17 protein-coding genes and 1 pseudogene are annotated in these 22110 nt (G+C 62.7%); 12 read left to right on the forward strand and 6 right to left on the reverse strand.

Translation table 11 applies throughout. The features are described from left to right. Positions 1-25 precede the first annotated feature (25 nt). From B0G76_RS00415 to B0G76_RS00435, 5 genes and pseudogenes are all read left to right on the forward strand, one after another. The gene (locus B0G76_RS00415) at positions 26-838 is read left to right on the forward strand and encodes an IS5 family transposase (protein ID WP_120289198.1); all 813 of its coding nucleotides are present in this window, start codon (positions 26-28) and stop codon (positions 836-838) included. A gap of 18 nt (positions 839-856) precedes the next feature. Beyond that, positions 857-2431 (forward strand): annotated as a pseudogene (pilQ, locus tag B0G76_RS00420) (type IV pilus secretin PilQ). A gap of 106 nt (positions 2432-2537) precedes the next feature. After that, the gene (locus B0G76_RS00425) at positions 2538-3089 is read left to right on the forward strand and encodes a shikimate kinase (RefSeq protein WP_120296111.1); all 552 of its coding nucleotides are present in this window, start codon (positions 2538-2540) and stop codon (positions 3087-3089) included. Beyond that, the gene (gene aroB, locus B0G76_RS00430) at positions 3089-4174 is read left to right on the forward strand and encodes a 3-dehydroquinate synthase (protein WP_183081962.1); all 1086 of its coding nucleotides are present in this window, start codon (positions 3089-3091) and stop codon (positions 4172-4174) included. The genes B0G76_RS00425 and aroB overlap by 1 nt, the downstream gene beginning before the upstream one ends. A 77-nt stretch (positions 4175-4251) precedes the next feature. After that, positions 4252-5454, forward strand: coding sequence for a deoxyguanosinetriphosphate triphosphohydrolase (locus B0G76_RS00435; RefSeq protein ID WP_120289200.1), 1203 nt, complete (start codon positions 4252-4254; stop codon positions 5452-5454). A gap of 40 nt (positions 5455-5494) precedes the next feature. Here the strand turns inward: B0G76_RS00435 and B0G76_RS00440 are convergent, their stop codons facing one another. Both B0G76_RS00440 and B0G76_RS00445 read right to left on the reverse strand, forming a co-directional pair. Then, positions 5495-5875, reverse strand: a complete 381-nt coding sequence (locus B0G76_RS00440; protein WP_120296112.1) for a YqjD family protein — start codon at positions 5873-5875, stop codon at positions 5495-5497. Between the two features lie 307 nt (positions 5876-6182). Next, the gene (locus tag B0G76_RS00445) at positions 6183-6905 is read right to left on the reverse strand and encodes an OmpW family protein (protein WP_120289202.1); all 723 of its coding nucleotides are present in this window, start codon (positions 6903-6905) and stop codon (positions 6183-6185) included. A gap of 187 nt (positions 6906-7092) precedes the next feature. Here B0G76_RS00445 and B0G76_RS00450 point away from each other — a divergent pair, with 187 nt between their 5' ends. The 3 genes from B0G76_RS00450 (at position 7093) to B0G76_RS00460 (ending at position 14378) form a co-directional block, all read left to right on the forward strand. Next, a complete protein-coding gene (locus tag B0G76_RS00450; protein ID WP_120289204.1) occupies positions 7093-7800 on the forward strand; it encodes a transposase in 708 nt (235 codons plus the stop codon). Between the two features lie 296 nt (positions 7801-8096). Beyond that, on the forward strand, positions 8097-12800 hold the full coding sequence (locus B0G76_RS00455; protein WP_120289206.1) for a glutamate synthase-related protein: 4704 nt from the start codon (positions 8097-8099) through the stop codon (positions 12798-12800). Between the two features lie 108 nt (positions 12801-12908). Then, entirely contained in the window at positions 12909-14378 is a 1470-nt protein-coding gene (locus B0G76_RS00460) for a glutamate synthase subunit beta (protein WP_120289208.1), read from the forward strand. Positions 14379-14573: 195 nt separating this feature from the next. On the opposite strand, the gene B0G76_RS00465 is transcribed toward B0G76_RS00460, so the two are convergent. Together B0G76_RS00465 and B0G76_RS00470 are read right to left on the reverse strand one after the other, a co-directional pair. Beyond that, a complete protein-coding gene (locus tag B0G76_RS00465; RefSeq protein WP_120289210.1) occupies positions 14574-15839 on the reverse strand; it encodes a D-amino acid dehydrogenase in 1266 nt (421 codons plus the stop codon). Positions 15840-15856: 17 nt separating this feature from the next. Next, entirely contained in the window at positions 15857-17116 is a 1260-nt protein-coding gene (locus tag B0G76_RS00470; protein WP_120289212.1) for an MFS transporter, read from the reverse strand. A 249-nt stretch (positions 17117-17365) separates the two neighbouring features. Between B0G76_RS00470 and B0G76_RS00475 the strand changes: the two genes are divergently transcribed. Continuing rightward, positions 17366-18292 (forward strand): tyrosine-protein phosphatase, encoded by a 927-nt coding sequence (locus B0G76_RS00475; protein WP_120289214.1) that lies wholly within the window; start codon positions 17366-17368, stop codon positions 18290-18292. A 225-nt stretch (positions 18293-18517) separates the two neighbouring features. Here the strand turns inward: B0G76_RS00475 and B0G76_RS00480 are convergent, their stop codons facing one another. Continuing rightward, positions 18518-19789 (reverse strand): ATP-binding protein, encoded by a 1272-nt coding sequence (locus B0G76_RS00480; protein WP_120289216.1) that lies wholly within the window; start codon positions 19787-19789, stop codon positions 18518-18520. Continuing rightward, positions 19786-20526 carry a response regulator gene (locus B0G76_RS00485; RefSeq protein WP_120289218.1) on the reverse strand — a complete coding sequence of 247 codons (741 nt, stop codon included), beginning with the start codon at positions 20524-20526 and terminating at the stop codon, positions 19786-19788. Before B0G76_RS00485 ends, B0G76_RS00480 begins: the two co-directional genes overlap by 4 nt. 451 nt (positions 20527-20977) lie before the next feature. Here B0G76_RS00485 and B0G76_RS00490 point away from each other — a divergent pair, with 451 nt between their 5' ends. The 3 genes from B0G76_RS00490 to B0G76_RS00500 are packed head-to-tail and all read left to right on the forward strand — an operon-like array spanning position 20978 to position 22096. Then, positions 20978-21166, forward strand: a complete 189-nt coding sequence (locus B0G76_RS00490) for a hypothetical protein (protein WP_120289220.1) — start codon at positions 20978-20980, stop codon at positions 21164-21166. Positions 21167-21211: 45 nt separating this feature from the next. Continuing rightward, positions 21212-21379, forward strand: coding sequence for a DUF6726 family protein (locus B0G76_RS00495; protein ID WP_409076740.1), 168 nt, complete (start codon positions 21212-21214; stop codon positions 21377-21379). Positions 21380-21382: 3 nt separating this feature from the next. Continuing rightward, a complete protein-coding gene (locus tag B0G76_RS00500) occupies positions 21383-22096 on the forward strand; it encodes a hypothetical protein (protein ID WP_120289224.1) in 714 nt (237 codons plus the stop codon). Positions 22097-22110 lie beyond the last annotated feature (14 nt).

Genomic DNA, 22110 nt, shown 5'->3' on the forward strand with positions numbered 1-22110 from the left:
GGTCAAAACCTGGTACCCTGGAGGGATGACAAGAGAGAAACGTAAAGCGTACCCGACAGACGTGTCAGACGAAGAATGGAGCTTCGTAGCAGCGTATCTGATGTTGATGGATGAGAGTGCACCACAGCGTAAATACGAGTTGCGCGAGATGTTCAATGCGTTGCGCTGGATGGCTCGCGCTGGGGCTGCGTGGCGAATGCTGCCGACCAACTTCCCGCCGTGGGAACTCGTGTACCAGCAGACGCAACGATGGCTGGCGGCCGGCTGTTTCGAATGCATGGTGAGTGATCTTCGTTCAATCATCCGTGTCGCGCAGGGGCGGCGGGGGCAGCCCAGCGCGGTGATCCTTGATGGCCGTACGATGCAATCGACATGTGAGAGCGGTCCACGCGCAGGCTATGACGGCTACAAGCGCAAGCGTGGCAGCAAGGTGCATATGGCGGTCGACACGCTGGGTCAGTTGCTCGCCGTACACGTGACGCCGGCCAACGAGCAGGAGCGCGCACAGGTGACAGAGCTGGCGCGCCAGGTGCAGCAGGCAACGGGAGAAACCGTGAAAGTGGCCTTTGCCGATCAGGGTTACACGGGCGAAGCTCCTGCGCAGGCCGCGCGCGCTCAGGGAATTGATCTCCAGGTGATCAAGCTCGATGAAGCGAAAAAGGGTTTTGTGCTGTTGCCACGTCGATGGGTAGTCGAGCGCAGCTTCGGATGGCTCAACCGCTTTCGACGCCTCGCTCGCGACTACGAACGCTTGCCCGAAACACTCGCAGGTCTGCATTTTGTCGTCTTCGCCATGCTTATGCTTGTCCATGCAATCCCAGTACTTCGAAGTTCCTAACACCGTCTAAGCGCCGGCATCGTTCATGCTTCGACTCCACCGCTGTCGCCGCTGCCCGCGATCATGCCACTCGACGACGCCATTGCGCCGCCCGATGCCTGATACGACGTACCGCCGCTGCCGCGCGGCGTCGTTGCCGAAGTGCCCAACCCGTTTCGCGACGAGTCCGCCGACGAGCGCGGCGTATCGCGCGCAGAGGTAAGCGCCGAAATCGGGCGCACCGACGACCTGGGCAGTGACGCAGACGGCTCATTGCCGCTACGGAGGCAATCCGCAGCAACGGCGCGCGACGACCTCACTGGAGCCGCGGCGCTCGAAGGGCCGCCGGTGCCGCTGTCTCCGCTTGCGCGGCTGAGCGGCGCGCCGAAAACGCCTGCAGACGCTAACCTCGCCGCCGACGACAAACCGATCTCGCTCAACTTTCAGCGCGCCGAACTCGGTGCCGTGCTCAACGCGTTCGCCCAGTTCACCGGACTGAACACCGTCGCGAGCGAGAGAGTGCGTGGCGCCGTTTCTCTGCGGCTCGACAAAGTGCCATGGCGCACTGCGTTCGATACCTTGCTCGACGTCAACGGGTTAGCCATGGAGCGCCACGGCAACGTGATCTGGGTCGCGCCGATTGCCGATCTGGCCGCGCGTGAACGGCAGCGTTTCGAAGCGCACGCGAGAGCTGCCGATCTTGAGCCGCTCGCAAGTCGCACGTTCGAGCTGCACTATGCACGCGCGGGAGACGTGCGGCGCCTGTTGACAGGTGCCGGCAACCAGCGCGTGCTGTCCAAACGCGGCGCCGCGACTGCCGATCCGCGCACCAATCTGCTGTTCGTCACCGATCTCGACGCACGCCTCGCGCAAATCACTGCGCTGCTTGCCTCCGTCGACCGGCCGAGCCGTCAGGTATTGATCGAAGCGCGTATCGTCGAGGGCGAGCATGGTTTTTCGCGCAATCTCGGCGTGCGGCTTTCCATGGCGGCCACCAATGCCGACGGCACCGCCCGAGGCTTGACTGAGGGCATGTACGATCTGTCGGCACGGCCGATTTCCGGTTTCGACGCCGCCACCGCCGGGTTGACCTTGTTCGCAGCCGGGGCGACGCGGCTCCTGAACATCGAGTTGAGCGCGCTGGAGGCCGAAGGGCGCGGCGAAATCGTCTCGAGCCCACGGATCGTGACGGCGGACCGGATGAAAGCGGTCGTCGAGCAGGGCACCGAGCTGCCCTATCAGGCGAAAGTGGGGCAGGGCGTGTCGGGCGTGCAGTTTCGCCGCGCCACGCTCAAACTGGAGGTTGAGCCGCAAATCATGCCGGACGGCAGAGTGGTGCTGGACCTCGACATTGCGAAAGACAGCGTGGGCGAGCAGATCGATGCCGGGCCCGCGATCAACACCAAACACGTGCAAACGCGCGTCGAAGTCGAAGATGGTGGTACGGTGTCGATCGGCGGAATTCATGCGACCGACGACCGGGACGATGTGACGCGGGTGCCGGTCCTGGGCAAAATACCGTTTTTAGGGGCGCTTTTTCGCCATCGGGCCCATCGGGACAAGCGCAGTGAACTGGTAGTTTTCATCACGCCGCGCGTCGTTCAGACAAATTAGGGGCATGCTGCCACCGCTGTTGAGCGGCGGCCGGCAGGCTCGACAAGGCAGCCGCTTTGCCAGTAAGCTGCGGCACGAACCATACCGGATTAGCCAGAGGACACCGTTGCAAGCGCGGGACGCACACGCCAATGTATTTTTTGTAGGGCTCATGGGGGCAGGCAAAACCACCGTGGGCCGGGCCATTGCGCGCCGTCTCGATCGCCCGTTCTTCGATTCCGATCATGAAATCGAGGCGCGCACGGGCGCGCGCATCCCCGTGATCTTCGAGCTGGAAGGCGAAGCGGGCTTTCGCGAGCGCGAGGCGCACGTGATTTCCGACCTGACCGGGCGCGACAATATCGTGCTGGCCACGGGCGGCGGCGCGGTGCTGCGGCTGGAAAACCGGCAAGCGCTGCAAAATCGGGGCGTGGTGATCTATTTGCGCGCCAATCCGCACGATTTGTGGCTGCGCACCCGGCGCGACAAGAATCGCCCGCTTTTGCAGACCGAAGACCCTAAAGCGCGCCTCGAAGCGCTCTACGAAGTGCGCGATCCGCTATACCGGGAATGCGCGCACTTTGTGATCGAAACCGGCCGGCCTTCGGTCAACGGACTCGTCAACATGGTTCTGATGCAGCTCGAGATGGCCGGCGTCGCCAAACATCCTGCTTCATAATGGACCGTATGAATACCGTCAATGTCGAACTGGGCGAACGCGCCTACCCCATCCATATCGGTGCCGATCTGATCGGCCAGACTGCGCTGTTCGCGCCGCATATCGCCGGCAGCTCGGTCATGATCGTCACGAACACCACGGTCGATCCGCTCTATGGCGACACGCTGCGCGCGGCGCTAGCGCCGCTGGGCAAGCAGGTGTCCACGGTCGTTTTGCCGGATGGCGAAGCGTACAAGAACCTCGAAACCCTGAACCTGATTTTCGACGCGCTGCTGGGTTCGCGCGCCGATCGCAAGACCACGCTGATCGCCCTCGGCGGCGGCGTGATCGGCGACATGACGGGTTTTGCCGCGGCCTGCTACATGCGCGGCGTGCCGTTCATCCAGGTGCCGACCTCCTTGCTGTCGCAAGTCGATTCGTCGGTGGGCGGCAAGACCGGCATCAACCATCCGCTCGGCAAGAACATGATCGGCGCGTTCTACCAGCCGCAAGCCGTGATCGCCGACATCGGCGCGCTGCGCACGCTGCCGGCGCGAGAACTGGCAGCGGGTGTCGCCGAAGTGATCAAGACCGGCGCGATTGCCGACGCCGGTTTCTTCATCTGGATCGAAGCGAACGTCGAGGCGCTCAATCGCTGCGAGCCGGCAGCGCTGGCCGAGGCGGTCAAGCGCTCGTGCGAAATCAAGGCATCGGTGGTGGCGCAGGACGAGCGCGAAGGCGGGCTGCGCGCGATCCTCAATTTTGGCCACACCTTCGGCCATGCGATCGAAGCCGGGCTCGGTTATGGCGAATGGCTGCACGGCGAGGCGGTCGGCTGCGGGATGGCGATGGCGGCTGACCTGTCGGTGCGCATGGGTTTTCTCGACGAAGCGGCGCGCAAGCGTCTGGTCGACGTGATCGTTGCCGCGCATTTGCCCACCCGGGCGCCCGCGCTCGGCGATTCGCGTTACGTCGAACTCATGCGGGTCGACAAGAAGGCGGAAGCCGGTGCGATCAAATTCATTCTGCTGAAGCGTTTCGGTGAGACGCTCATCACCCAGGCGCCCGACGCCGAGGTGCATGCCACGCTGGCTGCCGCCGTCTAGACCGACTCGGCGAGGGCCTGGCAGCAAGGCAATATGCACCAGCGTCACGAGGCGCCGCCCATGTTTCGGAGAATCCGGTGACTGACAGGCGCAGCGACGATGTACAGCATGACCCGGCAGGCACGCCCGTGAGCGGCGTGCCATCGCAGGAAGCACTTGAAGCGCATCTCGCGCCGTATGCGGCTCATTCCGCCCAGTCGCGCGGCCGCCGCTATCCCGAAGCCGCGCCGAGTGCGCGTACCGAATTCCAGCGCGATCGCGACCGCATCGTCCACTCGACGGCATTCCGTCGGCTCGAGTACAAAACTCAGGTGTTCGTGAATCACGAGGGCGACCTGTTTCGCACGCGCCTCACGCACAGCCTCGAAGTCGCGCAGATCGCCCGTTCGGTCGCCCGCAATCTGCGCGTCAACGAAGATCTCGTCGAAGCCATTTCGCTGGCACACGACCTCGGCCATACGCCGTTCGGCCACGCTGGCCAGGACGCGCTGAACGAATGCATGCGCGAACACGGGGGCTTCGAGCACAACCTGCAAAGCCTCGCGGTAGTCGACGATCTGGAGGAGCACTACGGCGCGTTCAATGGCCTGAACCTCTGCTTCGAAACGCGGGAAGGCATTCTCAAGCACTGTTCTCGTGAGAATGCACGGCGGCTTGGCGCGCTCGGTGAGCGTTTTCTGGAGGGGCGGCAGCCTTCTATCGAAGCGCAGATCGCCAACGTCGCCGATGAGATCGCGTACAACAATCACGATGTCGACGACGGCCTGCGCTCAGGCCTCCTCACGGTGGAACAGCTTGCCGAAGTGGAGTTATGGCAGACGCACTTCGAGGCGGCGCGTGGGGATTATCCGCACATCGAGGGACGCCGGCTGATTCACGAGACCGTGCGCCGCATCATCAATACGCTGATCGTCGACCTGATCGATACGACCTCGCTCAATCTGGCAAGGCATGCGCCCGTCTCGCTGGACGCTGTGCGCGCGGCACCGCCGCTGGTCGCGCATAGCGAAGCGATCGCCGCGCAGGCCGCAGCGCTCAAGCGCTTTCTGTTCAAGAACCTGTACCGCCACTATCGGGTGATGCGCATGGCCAACAAGGCGCGCCGTGTGGTGGCAGGTCTGTTCGACGCCTTCACTGAAGATCCGCGGCTATTGCCACCCAGCTATCAATCCACGGACGCGTCGCAGCAACCGCGCCTGATCGCCCACTACATCGCGGGCATGACGGATCGATATGCCGTGAAGGAGTATCAGCGGCTGTTCGTGATCGACGACAATTGATCAGCCGGACGCCTGGTGCGACCGGCCTACCGCACTCGGCCTACCGTAGCCGCGACGCGAACAACGCACCCGCAATCAGCGCTACACCGCCGACGATCGCAAGCGTTTGCCACGGATTTTCACGCACGTAGTCGTCGGCGCTGCCGATCGCGACTTCGGCGCGTTCCCGCATGGCTTCGCGAGCGTCGTTCAGCCGGTCGCGCGCGACGTCGAGCTGTTTGCGCAGTTTGCTGCGCAGCGCCACGGCGTCGGCCTGTGTGCCGTCCGCCAGGCTGGATTCGAGTTCCGACACCAGCGTGCGTAATTCGCCCGCGATATCTTCAACCGCATGGCGGCTATGGCGAGCGATACGCCGCGCACGGCGGCTAGTGGTTGTCCAGGATTCGCCGAGGGCGTCTCGCGTATTGGGAAGTGCTGTCATGGTCGCTCCGTCGATGAAGGTGAGAAAAGTCTCCGCGTACTCATGCTGAAACATGGCGTGACGCAACTTCGATGCCACAGGCGGCGAGCTGTTCCGGCAAGATCATCGCACACGTGTCGACGGTTTCCAGTGGCAGAAATTGCACAGGAAAGGTCGATTGGTGGTCAAAATTACAATGCATCCGGCATTTACCATAATGGGTGACAGAGGCATAGAATCAAAAAAACGCCGTCACATGGGTGACGGCGTTTGGTCGAGGTGCGGACTGTTCGCGACGGTTCGATCCAGGCAGACACAGCCGGATTCCCTAGAACACGTAACCTATCTTCGCGTAAGTAACGATCGGGTTGAGCCTGATTTTTGCCTCGGACGTCACGGTCAGGTTGCCGACCGGAGTCGACGCGTTCGAGGTCAGTTTCGCGGTTACGCTAAGCGGTATGTATGAGACGGAGAGCCCTGCGAACCAGTGTTTGGTGATCGCATAGTTGAAACCGAGATTAAACACCGGTGCCCAGGAACGATCCGTCGATACTGAGGTCGGACCATGCAGTACGCCTTGTTCAAACGCCGTGTTGGTGATCTTCGCGTCGGTGAACCAGACGTACGTGACGCCAAGGCCTGCATACGGTCGGAACTTCGCGGCGGCGTCGTTGAAGTAGTATTTGAACAGGAGAGCAGGACTCCATTGCTTCGCGGAGCCGAGCGTACCGAATTGCGAGAAGGTGCCTGTACCTAGCAGATTGAATTTCGGCGGAATGCCAATTTCGGCTTCCGCGGAGATGTGATCGGTGACAAAGTAGCCTAGGCTTAAGCCGAGGGTGTCGGAGCTGTCGATGCCAGCGCCGGTGCCGGGCAGTGAAATGTTGACGGGTGTTCCGCCGGCGCTTGTTTCCTTCAGCGGATCGCTACTGTCTTGGGGGGCGAAATGGAACCACCCCGTCGTAGCGTAGAAACTGCCGGCCGATTGCGCGTGAGCTGCCGTCATGCAGGCAAGCGCCGCGATCCCCGTTATGGCCTGTTTTAATTTCATATGTGCTCCTCCAAAAAAGGCCCGCTCATTATGACCACAACGTTTGAAACAAACCATACGCGGCAGTTAGAGCTTTCTCCCTAAGCGCCGGGCGGTTTCTGGCTAAGCCGCGCCGCGCCGAACCCAGCGCCCATGCGGCTTTTCGGACCTTCGGGTATATACCAACGCGACTATCGGATACTCCAGCATGGCACGGCTTGCACGTCTCTATGTCCCTGACCAGCCGCAGCACGTCATCCTCCGTGGACTCGATCAGCAGCCCGCGTTCGTCGACGACCAGGACTACGAGCTTTTCATCGACTGTCTGAAAGCGGCTTCACGCGACCATCACCTATCTATCCATGCGTATGCGTTGATGCCCGGCGCTGTGCAACTGCTCGTCACGCCGACTGAAGAGTCGAGCCTGCCGAAGGCGATGCAGGCGGTGGGGCGTCGCTACGTTGCGCACTTCAACCGGCGTTACGCGCGCCGCGGCACCTTGTGGGAAGGGCGCTACCGCGCCACGGTGATCGAAGGTGAGCGCTACTTCCTGCTTGCGAGCCGGGTTGTCGAGATGTGCCCGGTCCGCGCCGGACTCGTGAGCGCGCCCGAGGACTACCGCTGGTCGAGCTACCGTCACCACATCGGCCTGACGCTCGACAGCCTGATTACCGATCACCCGTTGTACTGGTCGCTCGGCAACACGCCGTTCGAACGGCAGCGCACCTATCGCGAGTTGTGCGAGCAGCCGCTCGACGAACGCGAAGCCAGTCAGCTTCAGCAGGCCACCTTGAAAGGCTGGGTTCTGGGTAGCGACTCCTATCGGGAGTGGGCGGCGCGGGCCGCCAATCGGCGGGTTTCGCCACTGCCGCGCGGGCGGCCGCGCAAAGTTCGCGAGACGCCACAGACCCAATAAAGCATTTCGCATCAAAGTGATACGGTCGAAACGGCATCTTCGCATGCCGTTTTCTTTTGCATCTTTTTGGTATGGCACCAATAAAAAATTCTCGCAATGCACCAATTTGATAATTGGGGATCGAACATCATGTTTTATTTGCTATTCCTTTGATTCGTCGCGTATATTCCGAATTCCGGCGCTTTTTGGTACGCACGGCATCCCGCGTATCGAGTCGCCGACGTGGTTGCGCTGCGCACTGCGGCAATAGAAAAACGGTTTAACGGCCTGTCCGGCCCCTCACAGACGGTGTCCCCATGAACGACCACCAGCAACCGACTCACCCGGTTCCCGCCGCGCAAGGTCTGTACGACCCGCAAAACGAACATGACGCCTGCGGCGTCGGCTTCGTTGCTCACATCAAAGGCAAGAAAAGCCACGAGATCATCGAGCAAGGCCTGAAGATTCTCGAGAACCTCGACCACCGGGGCGCCGTCGGCGCCGATCCGCTGATGGGCGATGGCGCGGGCATCCTGATCCAGATTCCGGACGGTTTCTATCGCGAGGAAATGGCCAAGCAGGGCGTTGTGCTGCCGCCGAATGGCGAGTACGGCGTCGGCATGGTCTTCCTGCCGAAGGAACACGCATCGCGTCTCGCCTGCGAACAGGAACTGGAACGGACGGTGAAGGCCGAAGGCCAGGTCGTGCTGGGCTGGCGCGATGTGCCGGTCGACCACACCATGCCGATTTCGCCCACCGTCAAGGCGAGCGAGCCGCTGATCCGTCAGATTTTCATCGGCCGCGGCAAGGACATCATGGTGACCGACGCGCTCGAGCGGAAGCTGTACGTGATCCGCAAGACCGCGAGCCATCGCATCCAGGCGCTCAAGCTCAAGCACGGCAAGGAATACTTCGTGCCGTCCATGTCGGCGCGCACGGTGGTCTACAAGGGTCTGCTGCTGGCGGGCCAGGTCGGCGTGTACTACCGCGACCTGCAGGACGAGCGCACGGTGTCGGCGCTGGCGCTGGTGCACCAACGCTTCTCGACCAACACGTTCCCGGCGTGGGAGCTGGCTCACCCGTACCGCATGATCGCCCACAACGGCGAAATCAACACGGTGAAGGGCAACGTCAACTGGCTGAACGCCCGTACCGGCGCGATCGCGTCGCACGTGCTCGGCGACGACCTGCCGAAGCTCTGGCCGCTGATCTATCCCGGCCAATCAGACACCGCCTCGTTCGACAACTGTCTCGAACTGCTGGTGATGGCCGGCTATCCGCTCGTCCACGCAATGATGATGATGATCCCGGAAGCCTGGGAACAGCACACGCTGATGGACGACAACCGCCGCGCGTTCTACGAATACCACGCCGCGATGATGGAGCCGTGGGACGGCCCCGCCGCGATCGCCTTCACCGACGGCCGTCAGATCGGCGCCACGCTCGACCGTAACGGCCTGCGTCCGGCGCGCTACATCGTCACGGACGACGACCTCGTCATCATGGCGTCCGAAGCGGGCACGTTGCCGATTCCCGAGTCGAAGATCGTCAAGAAGTGGCGTCTGCAGCCGGGCAAGATGTTCCTGATCGACATGGAACACGGCCGCATCATCGACGACAAGGAACTGAAGGACAACCTGGCCAACGCCAAGCCGTACAAGAGCTGGATCGATGCCGTGCGTATCAAGCTCGACGAAATCGAGGCGAAGGCCGAAGACGTCGCGACGGAACGCCGCGAAGCCGCCGCTTTGCTGGATCGCCAGCAGGCGTTCGGCTACACGCAGGAAGACCTCAAGTTCCTGATGGCGCCGATGGCGCAAGCCGGTGAAGAAGCCGTCGGTTCGATGGGCAACGACTCGCCGCTGGCGGTCATGTCCAACAAGAACAAGACGCTCTATCACTACTTCAAGCAGTTGTTCGCGCAAGTCACGAACCCGCCGATCGACCCGATCCGTGAAAACATGGTGATGTCGCTGGTGTCGTTCGTCGGTCCGAAGCCGAACCTGCTGGATACGAACAACATCAACCCGCCGATGCGTCTCGAAGTGTCGCAGCCGGTGCTCGACTTCAAGGACATCGCGAAGATCCGCGCGATCGATCAGTACACGGGCGGCAAGTTCAGCTCGTACGAACTGAACATCTGCTATCCGGTGGCCTGGGGCAAGGAAGGCATCGAAGCGCGTCTCGCGTCGCTGTGCGCGGAAGCCGTCGATGCGGTGAAGTCCGGCTACAACATGCTGATCGTGTCGGACCGCAAGACCGACCGCGACAACGTGGCGATCCCGGCTTTGCTGGCTACGGCCGCGATCCACACGCACCTCGTCCAGCATGGTCTGCGCACGAGCGCGGGTCTGGTCGTGGAAACCGGCTCGGCGCGTGAAACGCACCACTTCGCGTTGCTCGCGGGCTACGGCGCGGAAGCCGTGCACCCGTACCTCGCGATGGAAACGCTCGGCCAGCTCGCAGCGGGCCTGAAGGGCGACCTGTCGGCGGAAAAGGCGGTCTACAACTTCACCAAGGCAGTCGGCAAGGGCCTGCAGAAGGTCATGTCGAAGATGGGCATTTCGACCTACATGTCGTACACCGGCGCGCAGATTTTCGAAGCTGTGGGCCTGGCTGAAGGCCTGGTGTCGAAGTACTTCAATGGCACCTCGTCGAAGGTCGGCGGAATCGGCCTGTTCGACGTCGCGGAAGAAGCGATCCGTCTGCATCGCGACGCGTTCGGCGACAACCCGGTGCTCGCGAACATGCTCGACGCGGGCGGCGAATACGCCTATCGCGTGCGCGGCGAAGAACACATGTGGACGCCGGATGCGATCGCCAAGCTTCAACACTCGGCGCGCAGCAACTCGTACCAGACGTACAAGGAATACGCGCATCTGATCAACGATCAGACCAAACGCCACATGACGTTCCGCGGCCTGTTCGAATTCAAGTTCGATCCGACCAAGGCGATCCCGCTCGACGAAGTCGAGTCGGCGAAAGATATCGTCAAGCGTTTCGCCACCGGCGCCATGTCGCTGGGCTCGATCTCGACCGAAGCCCACGCCACGCTGGCTGTCGCGATGAACCGCATCGGCGGCAAGTCGAACACCGGCGAAGGCGGCGAGGACGTGAACCGTTATCGCAACGAGCTGCGCGGCATTCCGATCAAGAACGGCGACACCATGAAGTCGGTGATCGGCGACGAAGTGATCGTGGATATTCCGCTGAAGGACGGCGATTCGCTGCGCTCGAAGATCAAGCAGGTGGCGTCGGGCCGTTTCGGCGTGACGGCGGAATACCTCGCGTCGGCTGATCAGATCCAGATCAAGATGGCGCAAGGCGCAAAGCCGGGCGAAGGCGGTCAATTGCCGGGTCACAAGGTGTCGGAATACATCGGCAAGCTGCGTTACTCGGTGCCAGGCGTCGGCCTGATTTCGCCGCCGCCGCACCATGACATCTACTCGATCGAAGATCTGGCGCAGCTGATTCACGACCTGAAGAACGCCAACTCGGCGGCCAGCGTCTCCGTGAAGCTGGTGTCGGAGTCGGGCGTCGGTACGGTTGCTGCGGGTGTCGCCAAGGCGAAGGCCGATCACGTCGTGATCGCCGGCCATGACGGCGGCACGGGTGCATCGCCGCTGTCGTCGGTGAAGCATGCCGGCACGCCGTGGGAACTCGGTCTGGCTGAAACGCAGCAAACGCTGGTGCTGAACCAGTTGCGCGGCCGTATCCGCGTGCAGGCCGACGGTCAGATGAAGACCGGCCGCGACGTCGTGATCGGCGCGTTGCTCGGCGCGGACGAATTCGGCTTCGCGACGGCACCGCTCGTCGTCGAAGGCTGCATCATGATGCGCAAGTGCCACCTGAACACCTGCCCGGTCGGCGTTGCGACGCAAGATCCGGTGCTGCGTGCGAAGTTCCAGGGCCAGCCGGAGCACGTCGTCAACTTCTTCTTCTTCGTTGCGGAAGAAGCGCGCGAAATCATGGCGCAACTGGGCATCCGCAAGTTCGAGGACCTGATTGGTCACGCCGAACTGCTCGACATGAAGAAGGGCGTTGAACACTGGAAGGCGAAGGGTCTCGATTTCTCGCGGGTGTTCTATCAGCCGCAAGTGTCGGCAGACGTGGCGCGCAAGCACGTCGACGTGCAGGACCATGGTCTCGACCGCGCGCTGGATCACGTGCTGATCGAGAAGGCGAAGGCCGCGATCGAGAAGGGTGAGCATGTCTCGTTCATCCAGCCGGTGCGCAACGTGAACCGTACGGTCGGCGCGATGCTGTCCGGCACGATCGCGAAGAAGTACGGCCATGACGGCCTGCCCGACGACACGATTCACATCCAGTTGAAGGGCACCGCGGGTCAGAGCTTCGGCGCGTTCCTGGCGAGGGGCGTGACGCTGGATCTGGTCGGCGACGGAAACGACTACGTCGGCAAGGGTCTCTCGGGCGGTCGCATCATCATCCGTCCGACCAACGATTTCCGCGGCAAGTCGGAAGAAAACATCATCTGCGGCAACACGGTGATGTACGGCGCGATCGAAGGTGAAGCGTTCTTCCGCGGCGTCGCAGGCGAGCGTTTCTGCGTGCGTAACTCCGGTGCGACGGCGGTTGTCGAAGGCACGGGCGACCACGGTTGCGAATACATGACCGGCGGCACGGTGATCGTGCTCGGCGAAACGGGGCGTAACTTCGCGGCCGGCATGTCGGGCGGTATCGCTTACGTGTTCGATCCGGACAACACGTTCGCGGGCAAGTGCAACAAGTCGATGGTCGCGCTCGAACCGGTCTTGCAACAGGCCGAACAGGAACGCACGGTCGACAAGGGCCTGTGGCACAGCGGCACGACCGACGAAGCCCTGCTCAAGGGTCTCATCGAACGTCACTTCCAGTTCACGGGTTCGCCGCGTGCAAAAGCGCTGCTCGAAAACTGGGATGCCTCGCGCCGTCAATTCGTGAAGGTGTTCCCGACCGAATACAAGCGCGCGCTGGGCGAAATGGCCGCGAAGAAGGCGAATAAGGAAGTGCTCGCCGCTTAAGCCCTGCCATCGCAGACGTCACATTTAGCCGTACCCGCCGCCGCTCGATCGTTCGACGCGCGGCGGGTGTAGATCACCTCACCTGATACAGATAGAGAAGAGAACCACATGGGCAAGGCAACCGGTTTTCTCGAGTTCGAGCGCCGCCACGAGGCGTACGAAGCTCCGCTCACGCGTGTGAAGCACTACAAGGAATTCGTTGCGGCATTGACCGACGACGAAGCCAAGATTCAAGGCGCGCGTTGCATGGACTGCGGCATTCCGTTCTGCAACAACGGCTGCCCGGTGAACAACATCATCCCGGACTTCAACGACCTGGTGTTCCATCAGGACTGGAAGAACGCGATCGAAGTGCTGCACTCGACGAACAACTTCCCCGAGTTCACGGGCCGCATCTGCCCGGCGCCGTGCGAAGCGGCCTGCACGCTCGGCATCAACGACGACCCGGTGGGCATCAAGTCGATCGAACACGCGATCATCGACAAAGCGTGGTCCGAAGGCTGGGTCGCGCCACTGCCGCCGAAACACAAGACCGGCAAGAAGGTCGCCGTGGTCGGGTCGGGCCCCGCTGGTTTGGCCGTCGCGCAGCAACTCGCGCGCGTGGGGCACGATGTCACCGTGTTCGAAAAGAACGACCGCATCGGCGGCCTGCTGCGTTACGGCATTCCTGACTTCAAGCTGGAAAAGTGGCTGATCGACCGCCGCATGCGCCAGATGGAAGCCGAAGGCGTGACGTTCCGCGCCAACGTATTCATCGGCAAGGCCGATTCGCTGCCGGCGCATATCGGCAACACGGCAAAGGAAACCATCACGCCGGCCGAACTGAAAGAACAGTTCGACGCAGTGGTAATCGCTGGCGGCTCGGAAACGCCGCGCGACTTGCCGGTGCCGGGCCGCGAGCTGGAAGGCATCCACTACGCGATGGAATTCCTGCCGCAGCAGAACAAGGTCAACGCCGGCGACAAGGTCGCGAACCAGCTGCTCGCGAAGGGCAAGCACGTGGTCGTGATCGGTGGTGGCGATACGGGTTCGGACTGTGTGGGTACGTCGAACCGTCATGGCGCGAAGAGCGTCACGCAATTCGAACTGCTGCCGCAACCGCCGGAAGAAGAAAACAAGCCGCTCGTGTGGCCGTACTGGCCGATCAAGCTGCGCACGTCGTCGTCGCATGACGAAGGCTGCTCGCGGGATTGGGCGGTTGCCACCAAGCGTCTGGAAGGCAAGAACGGCAAGGTCGAGAAGCTGATCGCCGCGCGCGTCGAATGGAAGGACGGCAAGATGCAGGAAGTGCCGAACTCGGAATTCGAAATGAAGGCCGATCTGGTGCTGCTGGCCATGGGCTTCACGCAACCGGTGTCGCCGGTGCTCGAAGCGTTCGGCGTCGACAAGGACTACCGCGGCAACGTCCGTGCGTCGACCGAAGGCGACAAGGCCTATTACACGTCGGTGGACAAGGTGTTCACCGCGGGCGATATGCGTCGTGGCCAGTCGCTGGTGGTGTGGGCGATTCGCGAAGGCCGTCAATGCGCGCGCTCGGTCGATGCATTCCTGATGGGGCATTCGGAACTGCCGCGCTAACGTCTCAGGCTGGTTTCCACGCGATGGCCTGGAGACCAGCTAATGCTTGCAGGACGAGGTGGAGACGACAAAGCGGTATATAAGCAGTACGCCGAAGCGGTAAAAAACAAAGCCGGGCACCTGAGAGGGTGACCCGGCTTTTCCTTTTTTGCTGCGCGCGCAGCGTTCTTCCTGTTTATGCGTTGGATCGCGCCGTCATTTCCGATACCGGTTCAACGTCAACCCGTCGAGATCGATCTCCGGCTTGCGCTGCGTAATCAGGTCCGCGACCACCCGGCCCGAACCCATCGACATCGCCCAACCCGTCGAGCCATGACCGAGGTTTAGCCAAAGATTGTCCACGCCCGAAGGACCGAGCAATGGCGCGCCATCGGGCGTCATCGGCCGGCGGCCGACCCAGAAGTGCGCGGAGGTCGGATTGGCCGCGTGCGGAAACCAGTCGCCGAGCACTTTCATCAGCGTCTGCAAGGCCTGCTCGCGCAAGGTTGTCTGGCGATTGCCGAGTTCAGCGGTCCCGGCCACACGCAGGTTGTTGCCAAACCGCGTGATCGCCGTTTTCAGCGACTCGTCCATGAGTGCCGCACGCGGGGCTTTTTCTTCGTCGGTGATGGGCAGCGTGGCTGAATAGCCTTTCACCGGATAGAGGGGCACCTTCACGCCGAGCGGCGCGAGCAGCGCCGCACTGTCGACGCCCAGCGCCACCACCACCGCATCCGCTTGCAACTTCTCATTGCCGCGCTCGGTCTCGATATGCACCGCGTGAACCATACCGCCGCGAACGTCGAGCGCGCTCACGCTTGTATCGAACCGAAAGCGCACGCCGTTGCGCTCGCAGATAGCACGCAGTTCGCGGGTGAAGCGGGCGCAATCGCCGGCTTCGTCGTCGGGCAGATAGAGACCCGAGAGCGGCGTCTGACGCGCCCAGCGCAAACCCGGTTCGATCTCGACGCACTGCGCCGCGCTGACTTCACGATGCGCGATACCCGCGTCGCGCAGAACAGCCAGGGCCGGTTGCGCGAGTTCGACGTCGTACTCGCTGCGGAACAACTGCAGATAACCCAGGCTGCGTCCGTAGTCGAAGGGATGGTAGCGGCGGAATTCATTCAGGCACTCGCGACTGTAATAAGCGATGCGTTGCATGCGCTGCTTGTTGATGCGAAAGCGTTCGAGGTCGCATTCACGCAGCCAGCGTGCGATCCAGCGCCATTGAGCCGGGTCGAAGGTGGGGCGGAAAATCAGCGGCGAGGCCGGCTTGAACAGATACTTGAGGATCTTCGCCGGCATGCCGGGCGCGGCCCACGGCGTCACATAGCCCGGCGCGATCACGCCGGCATTGCCGAAACTGGTGGAGAGCGCGACGTCCGGCTCCCGCTCGATCAAGGTGACGTCGCAGCCTTGCTGGCGCAGATAAAACGCGGTGGCGACGCCGATCACGCCGCCGCCCAGAACAATCGTTTTCATGTGTGTGTACAGCGATTTCAGGCGGTAGGACGGGCCGTGCCGAGCACTTTGCCCTTGGTTTCCGGAAGACACACCGCGGCGACGATCACCAGCAGATAGCCTGAACCGGCGACGATGCCCATCGCCTTAACCAGCGTCATGGTTTGCGACAAGGTACCGACCAGGATCGGAAAGAACGAACCGAGACCGCGGCCCAGGTTGTAGCAGAAGCCTTGTCCCGACCCGCGGATCGAATTCGGATAGAGCTCGGACAAGTACGCGCCGACGCCCGCAAAAATCCCTTGCACGACAATGCCGAGCGGGAAGCCGAGCGCGAGCATCATGCCGTCGGTGATCGGCAGCATCGTGTAGACCATGCCGAGCACGAACGAGCCGATCGCGAACAGCACGAATGACGCGCGCCGGCCGATCTTGTCGCACAGAACCGCTCCGACCATATAGCCGGTGAACGAGCCCACGATCAGCACGATCAGATAGCCGCTGGTGTTGAAGACCGACAGATGGCGCACGGTTTTCAGATAGGTCGGCAGCCAGGTGGTGATCGCGTAATAGCCGCCGAGCATGCCGGTGCATAGCACGCTGCCCAGCACGGTTGTTTTGAGGTGAGGGAAGGAGAAGATCTGCAGGAAGTGCGAGGTGTCGAAACCGCTCTCACGAGCGCGGCGCGTTTCGAGAAAAATCTCGGGATCGCTGACATTGCGGCGAATGTAGAAGATCCACAGCGCGGGCAGCAGGCCGATCCAGAAGCAGGCGCGCCATGCGACCTGTTCCGGCAACAACGCGAAGAACGCCCAATAGATGATGGCCGCCGCAGCCCAGCCGAACGACCAGCTGCTTTGCACGGTGCCGACCGCTTTCGCGCGATGCTGAGGGGAACGGATGGTTTCCGCCATCATGATCGTCACGACCGACCATTCACCGCCGAAGCCAATGCCTTGCAGCGTGCGGGTGGTGAGCAACTGCCAGAACGAGTGGGTGAAGCCGGACAGGCAGGTAAAGGTCGCGAAGGTGGCGATGGTCCATTGAAGGACGCGCACGCGTCCGTAGCGGTCAGCGAGGATACCGGCCAGCCAGCCGCCGATCGCCGACGAAATCAGCGAACTGGTCGCGATCATGCCGGCTTCGCTTTTGGTCATGCCCCACGTCGCGATCAGCGTCGGAATGAGGAATGAGTAGATCATGAAGTCGAAAGCGTCGACTGCGTAGCCGCCGAAACCAGCGTAGAGGGTGCGGCGTTCGCGCTGGGTCAGTTCGGTGAACCATTGGAGAGAGGGCATGTTTTTGTGGGGTCTCCAGGCCGTTTCGCCTTCCGGCGTCTTGATCGTGGTTTTTTGTATTCTAAGGGGACGAGGAGTTCTGCGGCCAGATGTGGTCAAAAATGGCGCTGGAGTAAGAGATTTCATTCCACATCCTTACGAACTACTACCGTGTAACCCAAAAATAATTCGCCGCCGTTAAACTGCGCCGGCAGCATTCACGCTGCGAAAATTCTCTTCACGTTCGCGCTCGCCACCTCTTCACAGCCAATGCCCGCAACCGCAAAAATCTGCTCGCCGTCCTGCCGCTCCGCGAGTACGCCTGTGCGGGCCTATCAATCGCGTCGCGGGTTCCTGAAATCCTCGGCAAGCGTGCTGCTGCTCTCGAGTATGGGGAGTTCGCTGCTGTCGGCTTGCGGGGGCGGAAATCTGGACACTGATCAGCCGGAAACGCCTCGCCTCGCCTCGGTAAGCAACTTTCGCGATGTGGGGGGCGCGGCCGCCGGCTATCCCACAGTCGACGGCAAGCAGATGCACCGTGGCGCCTTTTATCGCGCGAACGTACTGACCCTCAGCGCCGCCGACGCGGCCGCCCTCGACAAACGAGGCATCGTCTCGGTCTACGATCTGCGCACACCCGGCGAAATCGCGCGCGCCGCGGATAGCCTGCCGACCGGCGCGACGTCGCAAGCGCTCGACGTCCTGGGTGTCAGCGACTTCGTCGCGCCGACGTTCGATACGGCGGGCGCCGCCGTCGCGTTCATGGAAGCCCAGGCGCGTGCCTATGTCACCGGCGCCGCGCAGCGTGTCGGTTACGGCGAGCTTCTTACGCGACTCGCCAATGGCGCCGGCGCGCAACTGTTTCATTCCAATGCGGGTAAGGATCGAGCCGGCTGGGTTGCGGCACTCCTGCTCAGCATCGCCAACGTGCCGCTCGACGTCATCATGCAGGACTATCTGCTGAGCAACGTCTACCTGGCCCAGTCGATCCAGGCGCAGACCGCCACGTTGCGTGCGCAGGATGGCGACGCCGTTGCAACGGCCAAGTCGCCCTTGCTCAACGTCCAGGAAAGTTATCTGCAAGCGGGGTTCGATCAGGTGCAGGCGAGCTACGGCACGATGGCGAGCTATCTGACCCTGGGCCTTGGTCTCTCTCAAGCAACGATTGATACGTTGCACGACCGCCTGGTCGTTTGACTCGCACTTGCCGCACCGGGTGTCGAACGGAACACGTCGGCGGATGCAGATGAAAAACAGGCGAAAAAAAGTCCGCCTTACGTAACCGGGCGGACGGAGAAGGGCGGCATCGATGTTGCCGGGGGTGACTATAAGGCCATAGCTATCGCGAAACCCCATTCAGTAAGGGCGCGTAAGCGCCCGTGCCTAACGCTGCTCAACGCCTCTCAGCCTTCCCGGCCAGCCTCATGCTTGTGCCGGCCCAACCGGCAATTCGATCCGTACTTCCAGGCCGCCTTGCGCGTGATTACGCACATGGCACCGTCCGCCGCGATCGTGCGCGAGCCGCGCGACGATCGCGAGACCCAAGCCGCAATGACCTTCGCCGCCGCGCGCGGCGTCGAGCCGCACGAACGGTTTCATTGCCGCGGCGATGCGGTCGTCGGGAATGCCGGAGCCGTGATCGCGCACGCTGATGACCCAATGCCGGTCATTACGCGCCGTGGCGATATCCACCGGCGGCGAGCCGTGTTCGAGCGCGTTGTCGACGAGATTCGTGACCAGCCGGTCGAGCAAGGTGCGCGGCAGCGTGAACGACGAACCGGCGCGCAGATCGAGCGTGAACAGCGGCGTTTCGGTGCTGTCGCTGGCGGAAAACTGTTCCTGCAGGAATGCGTCGACTTCGACCGGGGGGCCCGCGTCGGCGGATTGACCGGCAAACTCCAGAAACTGCTGCACGATGTTGGTCAACGAGTCGACGTCGCGGATCAATCCAGCCCGCTCGTTTTCCGCAACCAGTACGCTCGCGCGCAATTTGAGACGGGTGAGCGGCGCCTTAAGATCGTGCGCGACGCCAGCCAGCATCACCGCCTGGTCATCGCCGGCTTCGTTCAGACGCCGCATCATGTCGTTGAAGGAGCCGATCAGGTCGCGCAGTTCACGCGGTCCTTGCTCGGTGACGGGTTCCGGCCGGCCGCCTGAGCCGAACGCGCGGGCGGCGTCGGCCACGCGCGACAACGGGCGCTGCATCTGCCAGACCGCGAAGAGCGACAGAATCAGCGCGGCCACCAGCATCGAGACGGATTCGACCAGGAAACGCGGGCGCGGCGGTACGTCCACCGGCACGACGACCCAGTTCGACTTGCCGGGGAACAGCACCCATAGCTGGGGCGGACGCAGGTCGTCGACGGCGATCTGTGTGCCGGGCGGCAGGTTCTCGCGCAAATGCCGGCTCAGTTCGACCAGCGGATGCATGGTCGGCGTGTGCAGATGGACGCTCGACGGCATGTTCCAGGTGGGGACGAGGTGCACACGCATGGCGGGCGCGAGCGCGGCGCCCTTCATCGGCTCGCCGTTGACGGCCTGCAGCACCAGCAGAATGCCGCGCGCGAAGCCGTCGATTTCGTGGCGCGGCGGCTGCATCACCACCAGCACGAACCACCCGGCCTGAATTGCGAACAACACCGCCGTCGACAGCAACGCCATTCTGCCGAATAGCGTGTTCAGCGGGTTTCTCATGCGCTTGAGGCAGCCTCGTCGGCGAACGGCGTGCCGTCGGCATCGGGCACGAACACGTAGCCTTTGCCGCGCACCGTCTGCACGTAGCAAGGATTGGACGGGTCGTCTTCGATCACGCGGCGCAGGCGCCAGATCGGCACGTCGAGGCTGCGGTCGCGGAAGGCGAGATTGTCGCGATGCACGAGATCGTGAATCAGCACGCGCGACAGCACCTTGTACGGATTGTTGACGAAGATCTTTAGCAGCGCGAACTCACTATCGCGCAGCGGCAGTTTCGAGCTTTCGCGCGACAGCGAACGGGTGGAGAAGTCGAGTTCGAACGGGCCGAAGCGATACGGCTTGCGGGCTTCGGGCGCACTCGTGGTGGACGGCCCGCGGCGGCGCAGCACCGTATGGATGCGCGCGAGCAGTTCGCGTGGATCGAACGGCTTGGTCAGATAGTCGTCCGCGCCGAGCGAAAGCCCGACGATGCGGTCGGCTACCGTACCGCGCGCCGTCACGAAGATCACCGGAATGTCGTCGCCGGCGGCGCGCAACGCGGTGAGCGCGCGTAAGCCGTCGGTATTCGGCATCATGATGTCGAGCACGACGACCGACGGCCGTTCACGTTCGAGCCGGCGTTGCAGATGGGTGCCGTCGTGCAGCACGGATGCGTCGAAGCCGTTCGTCTGCAGAAACTTGCAAAGCAGATCGCGTACGACCGGATCGTCGTCGACGATAAGGACCTGTGGATTCATGGCGAAATTCTAGACTGACGCGCGCGACGCGCGATCGACTGTTTTCTTACCAATGCTTACGGAAAGTCGCACCATTTCGGCTAGTTCGCGCGTCAGGCCCGCCAACAAAGGCTCACGGCATATTTCAGCGCTGCATATTTGGCAATGCGCTGGAAAGGCATGGGCAACGCATGGGCACCGTGCCGCACGGCGCGGCAGTCATTTTGCATCGCTTAAATTCCTCCGATGAAAGAATTTTCGCGCAATTGCTACTGCTGGAAACGGGGCGCAATGCGTCGCAACGGGTCGTAAGAACCGCTGGAAAGCGCGCGTTCCTTCGTGCATCGCCACCGTGTGTGCGGCGAGATGATTCGTCGTGCAGTACGTTGCGCCGCATGTCGAAAACAGCCTAACGCCTTGGGCCCACGGCAGGCGGCGTGAAATCGAAACCTAGCGCCACGCGAGGCTCATCATGACCGTTCACAGCAATCTCAGTTCAACCCGCTTTTCTTCGCTCGCACCCACGCCGGCGGCGGAAAAGCCCGCAACGCCCAACAACTCGTCGGCTACACCTGCACCCCGGGCGCGCGAGTCCGCTAGCGAGGCGCTCCCGTCGCTGCCGTCGGGGCTGATCGGGCATCACGTCAACACGACTGCCTGACGCACCGAGGCCCGTGTGTCGACCCCAAGCATTCCTGACCGCTTCATCCGTGTCGCTGCGTGGTTGACGCTCGGCGCGGCGCTGCTGCCACTCGGCGGCTGCGCCGTCGCCGCGCTGCCGTGCCGGCTGACATCGATCACGTTGAAAGTCATCCCGGTCGTCGGCCATGCCGCGGCCACACCGTTCGACATGTGTTCATCCGCCATCGACTGAATCATGACACTCAAACGGATTGCCTGCGCCTTGGCGCTGCTCGGCGGCATGGTCTCGATAGCTGCCGAGGCGCAGCCGGTCGTGCGCGAAGCGAATGCGGCCAGCGCCGCGTCGAAGAGTGCGTCCGCTGAGACACGCCGGCGTTCGCAGGACATGCCGTTTGTGTTTCGCGGCATCGCGCTCGGCACCACGCTCGATGAATTCCGCGCCGGCTCGACCGTGCGCGCCACGCCGCTCGGCAGCGTGCCCGTCTGCGAGACGGACGTACAGGCGGGCGCGCTCGGCATGCGGCTGAAATCGCACGAGAGTCTGACGGTTGCGTGCCGCTGGGCGCATCGCACGGACGATGGCTGGGAGGTCTCGCAAGCCGTTGTCGACGGCGCGCCGGCTCAGGAGCATGTGCTGCGCTTTGCGCGTGTCGACGGCCAGAGCGCACTGCGTCTGTACGAGATTTCTTTTGTGATCGACGAGGTCACCGCCGAGGACTTGCGCGACGCGCTCGCGGACCGTTATGGCACGCCGCATCTGGTGACGCAAAGCGTCTCGTCGCCGGGCGCGATGCCGGTCTACGTGTGGGACAACGCGGTGAGCTCGATCACGTTGTGCTTTCTGCCTGGGACCCGCAACGGCACGCTTACCTATCTGTTGAAGGGCTCGGATGCGTGGGTGAAATCGGTCGTGCGGCAATGGCAGGCAAGCGGTGCCGAGGCGGGCTGATGTGCGGTTTCATC

The sequence above is a fragment of the Paraburkholderia sp. BL23I1N1 genome, from assembly GCF_003610295.1.
In the GTDB taxonomy this organism is placed as follows: Bacteria; Pseudomonadota; Gammaproteobacteria; order Burkholderiales; family Burkholderiaceae; genus Paraburkholderia.

What these genes read in the sequence shown, in the direction of transcription:
- B0G76_RS00470 (WP_120289212.1), bottom strand. Translation starts at nt 17,116, where the DNA reads ATGCCCTCTCTCCAATGGTTCACCGAACTGACCCAGCGCGAACGCCGC.
- aroB (WP_183081962.1), top strand. Translation starts at nt 3,089, where the DNA reads ATGGACCGTATGAATACCGTCAATGTCGAACTGGGCGAACGCGCCTAC.
- B0G76_RS00440 (WP_120296112.1), bottom strand. Translation starts at nt 5,875, where the DNA reads ATGACAGCACTTCCCAATACGCGAGACGCCCTCGGCGAATCCTGGACA.
- B0G76_RS00480 (WP_120289216.1), bottom strand. Translation starts at nt 19,789, where the DNA reads ATGAGAAACCCGCTGAACACGCTATTCGGCAGAATGGCGTTGCTGTCG.
- B0G76_RS00445 (WP_120289202.1), bottom strand. Translation starts at nt 6,905, where the DNA reads ATGAAATTAAAACAGGCCATAACGGGGATCGCGGCGCTTGCCTGCATG.
- B0G76_RS00450 (WP_120289204.1), top strand. Translation starts at nt 7,093, where the DNA reads ATGGCACGGCTTGCACGTCTCTATGTCCCTGACCAGCCGCAGCACGTC.
- B0G76_RS00415 (WP_120289198.1), top strand. Translation starts at nt 26, where the DNA reads ATGACAAGAGAGAAACGTAAAGCGTACCCGACAGACGTGTCAGACGAA.
- B0G76_RS00465 (WP_120289210.1), bottom strand. Translation starts at nt 15,839, where the DNA reads ATGAAAACGATTGTTCTGGGCGGCGGCGTGATCGGCGTCGCCACCGCG.
- B0G76_RS00455 (WP_120289206.1), top strand. Translation starts at nt 8,097, where the DNA reads ATGAACGACCACCAGCAACCGACTCACCCGGTTCCCGCCGCGCAAGGT.
- B0G76_RS00500 (WP_120289224.1), top strand. Translation starts at nt 21,383, where the DNA reads ATGACACTCAAACGGATTGCCTGCGCCTTGGCGCTGCTCGGCGGCATG.
- B0G76_RS00475 (WP_120289214.1), top strand. Translation starts at nt 17,366, where the DNA reads ATGCCCGCAACCGCAAAAATCTGCTCGCCGTCCTGCCGCTCCGCGAGT.
- B0G76_RS00485 (WP_120289218.1), bottom strand. Translation starts at nt 20,526, where the DNA reads ATGAATCCACAGGTCCTTATCGTCGACGACGATCCGGTCGTACGCGAT.
- B0G76_RS00490 (WP_120289220.1), top strand. Translation starts at nt 20,978, where the DNA reads ATGACCGTTCACAGCAATCTCAGTTCAACCCGCTTTTCTTCGCTCGCA.
- B0G76_RS00460 (WP_120289208.1), top strand. Translation starts at nt 12,909, where the DNA reads ATGGGCAAGGCAACCGGTTTTCTCGAGTTCGAGCGCCGCCACGAGGCG.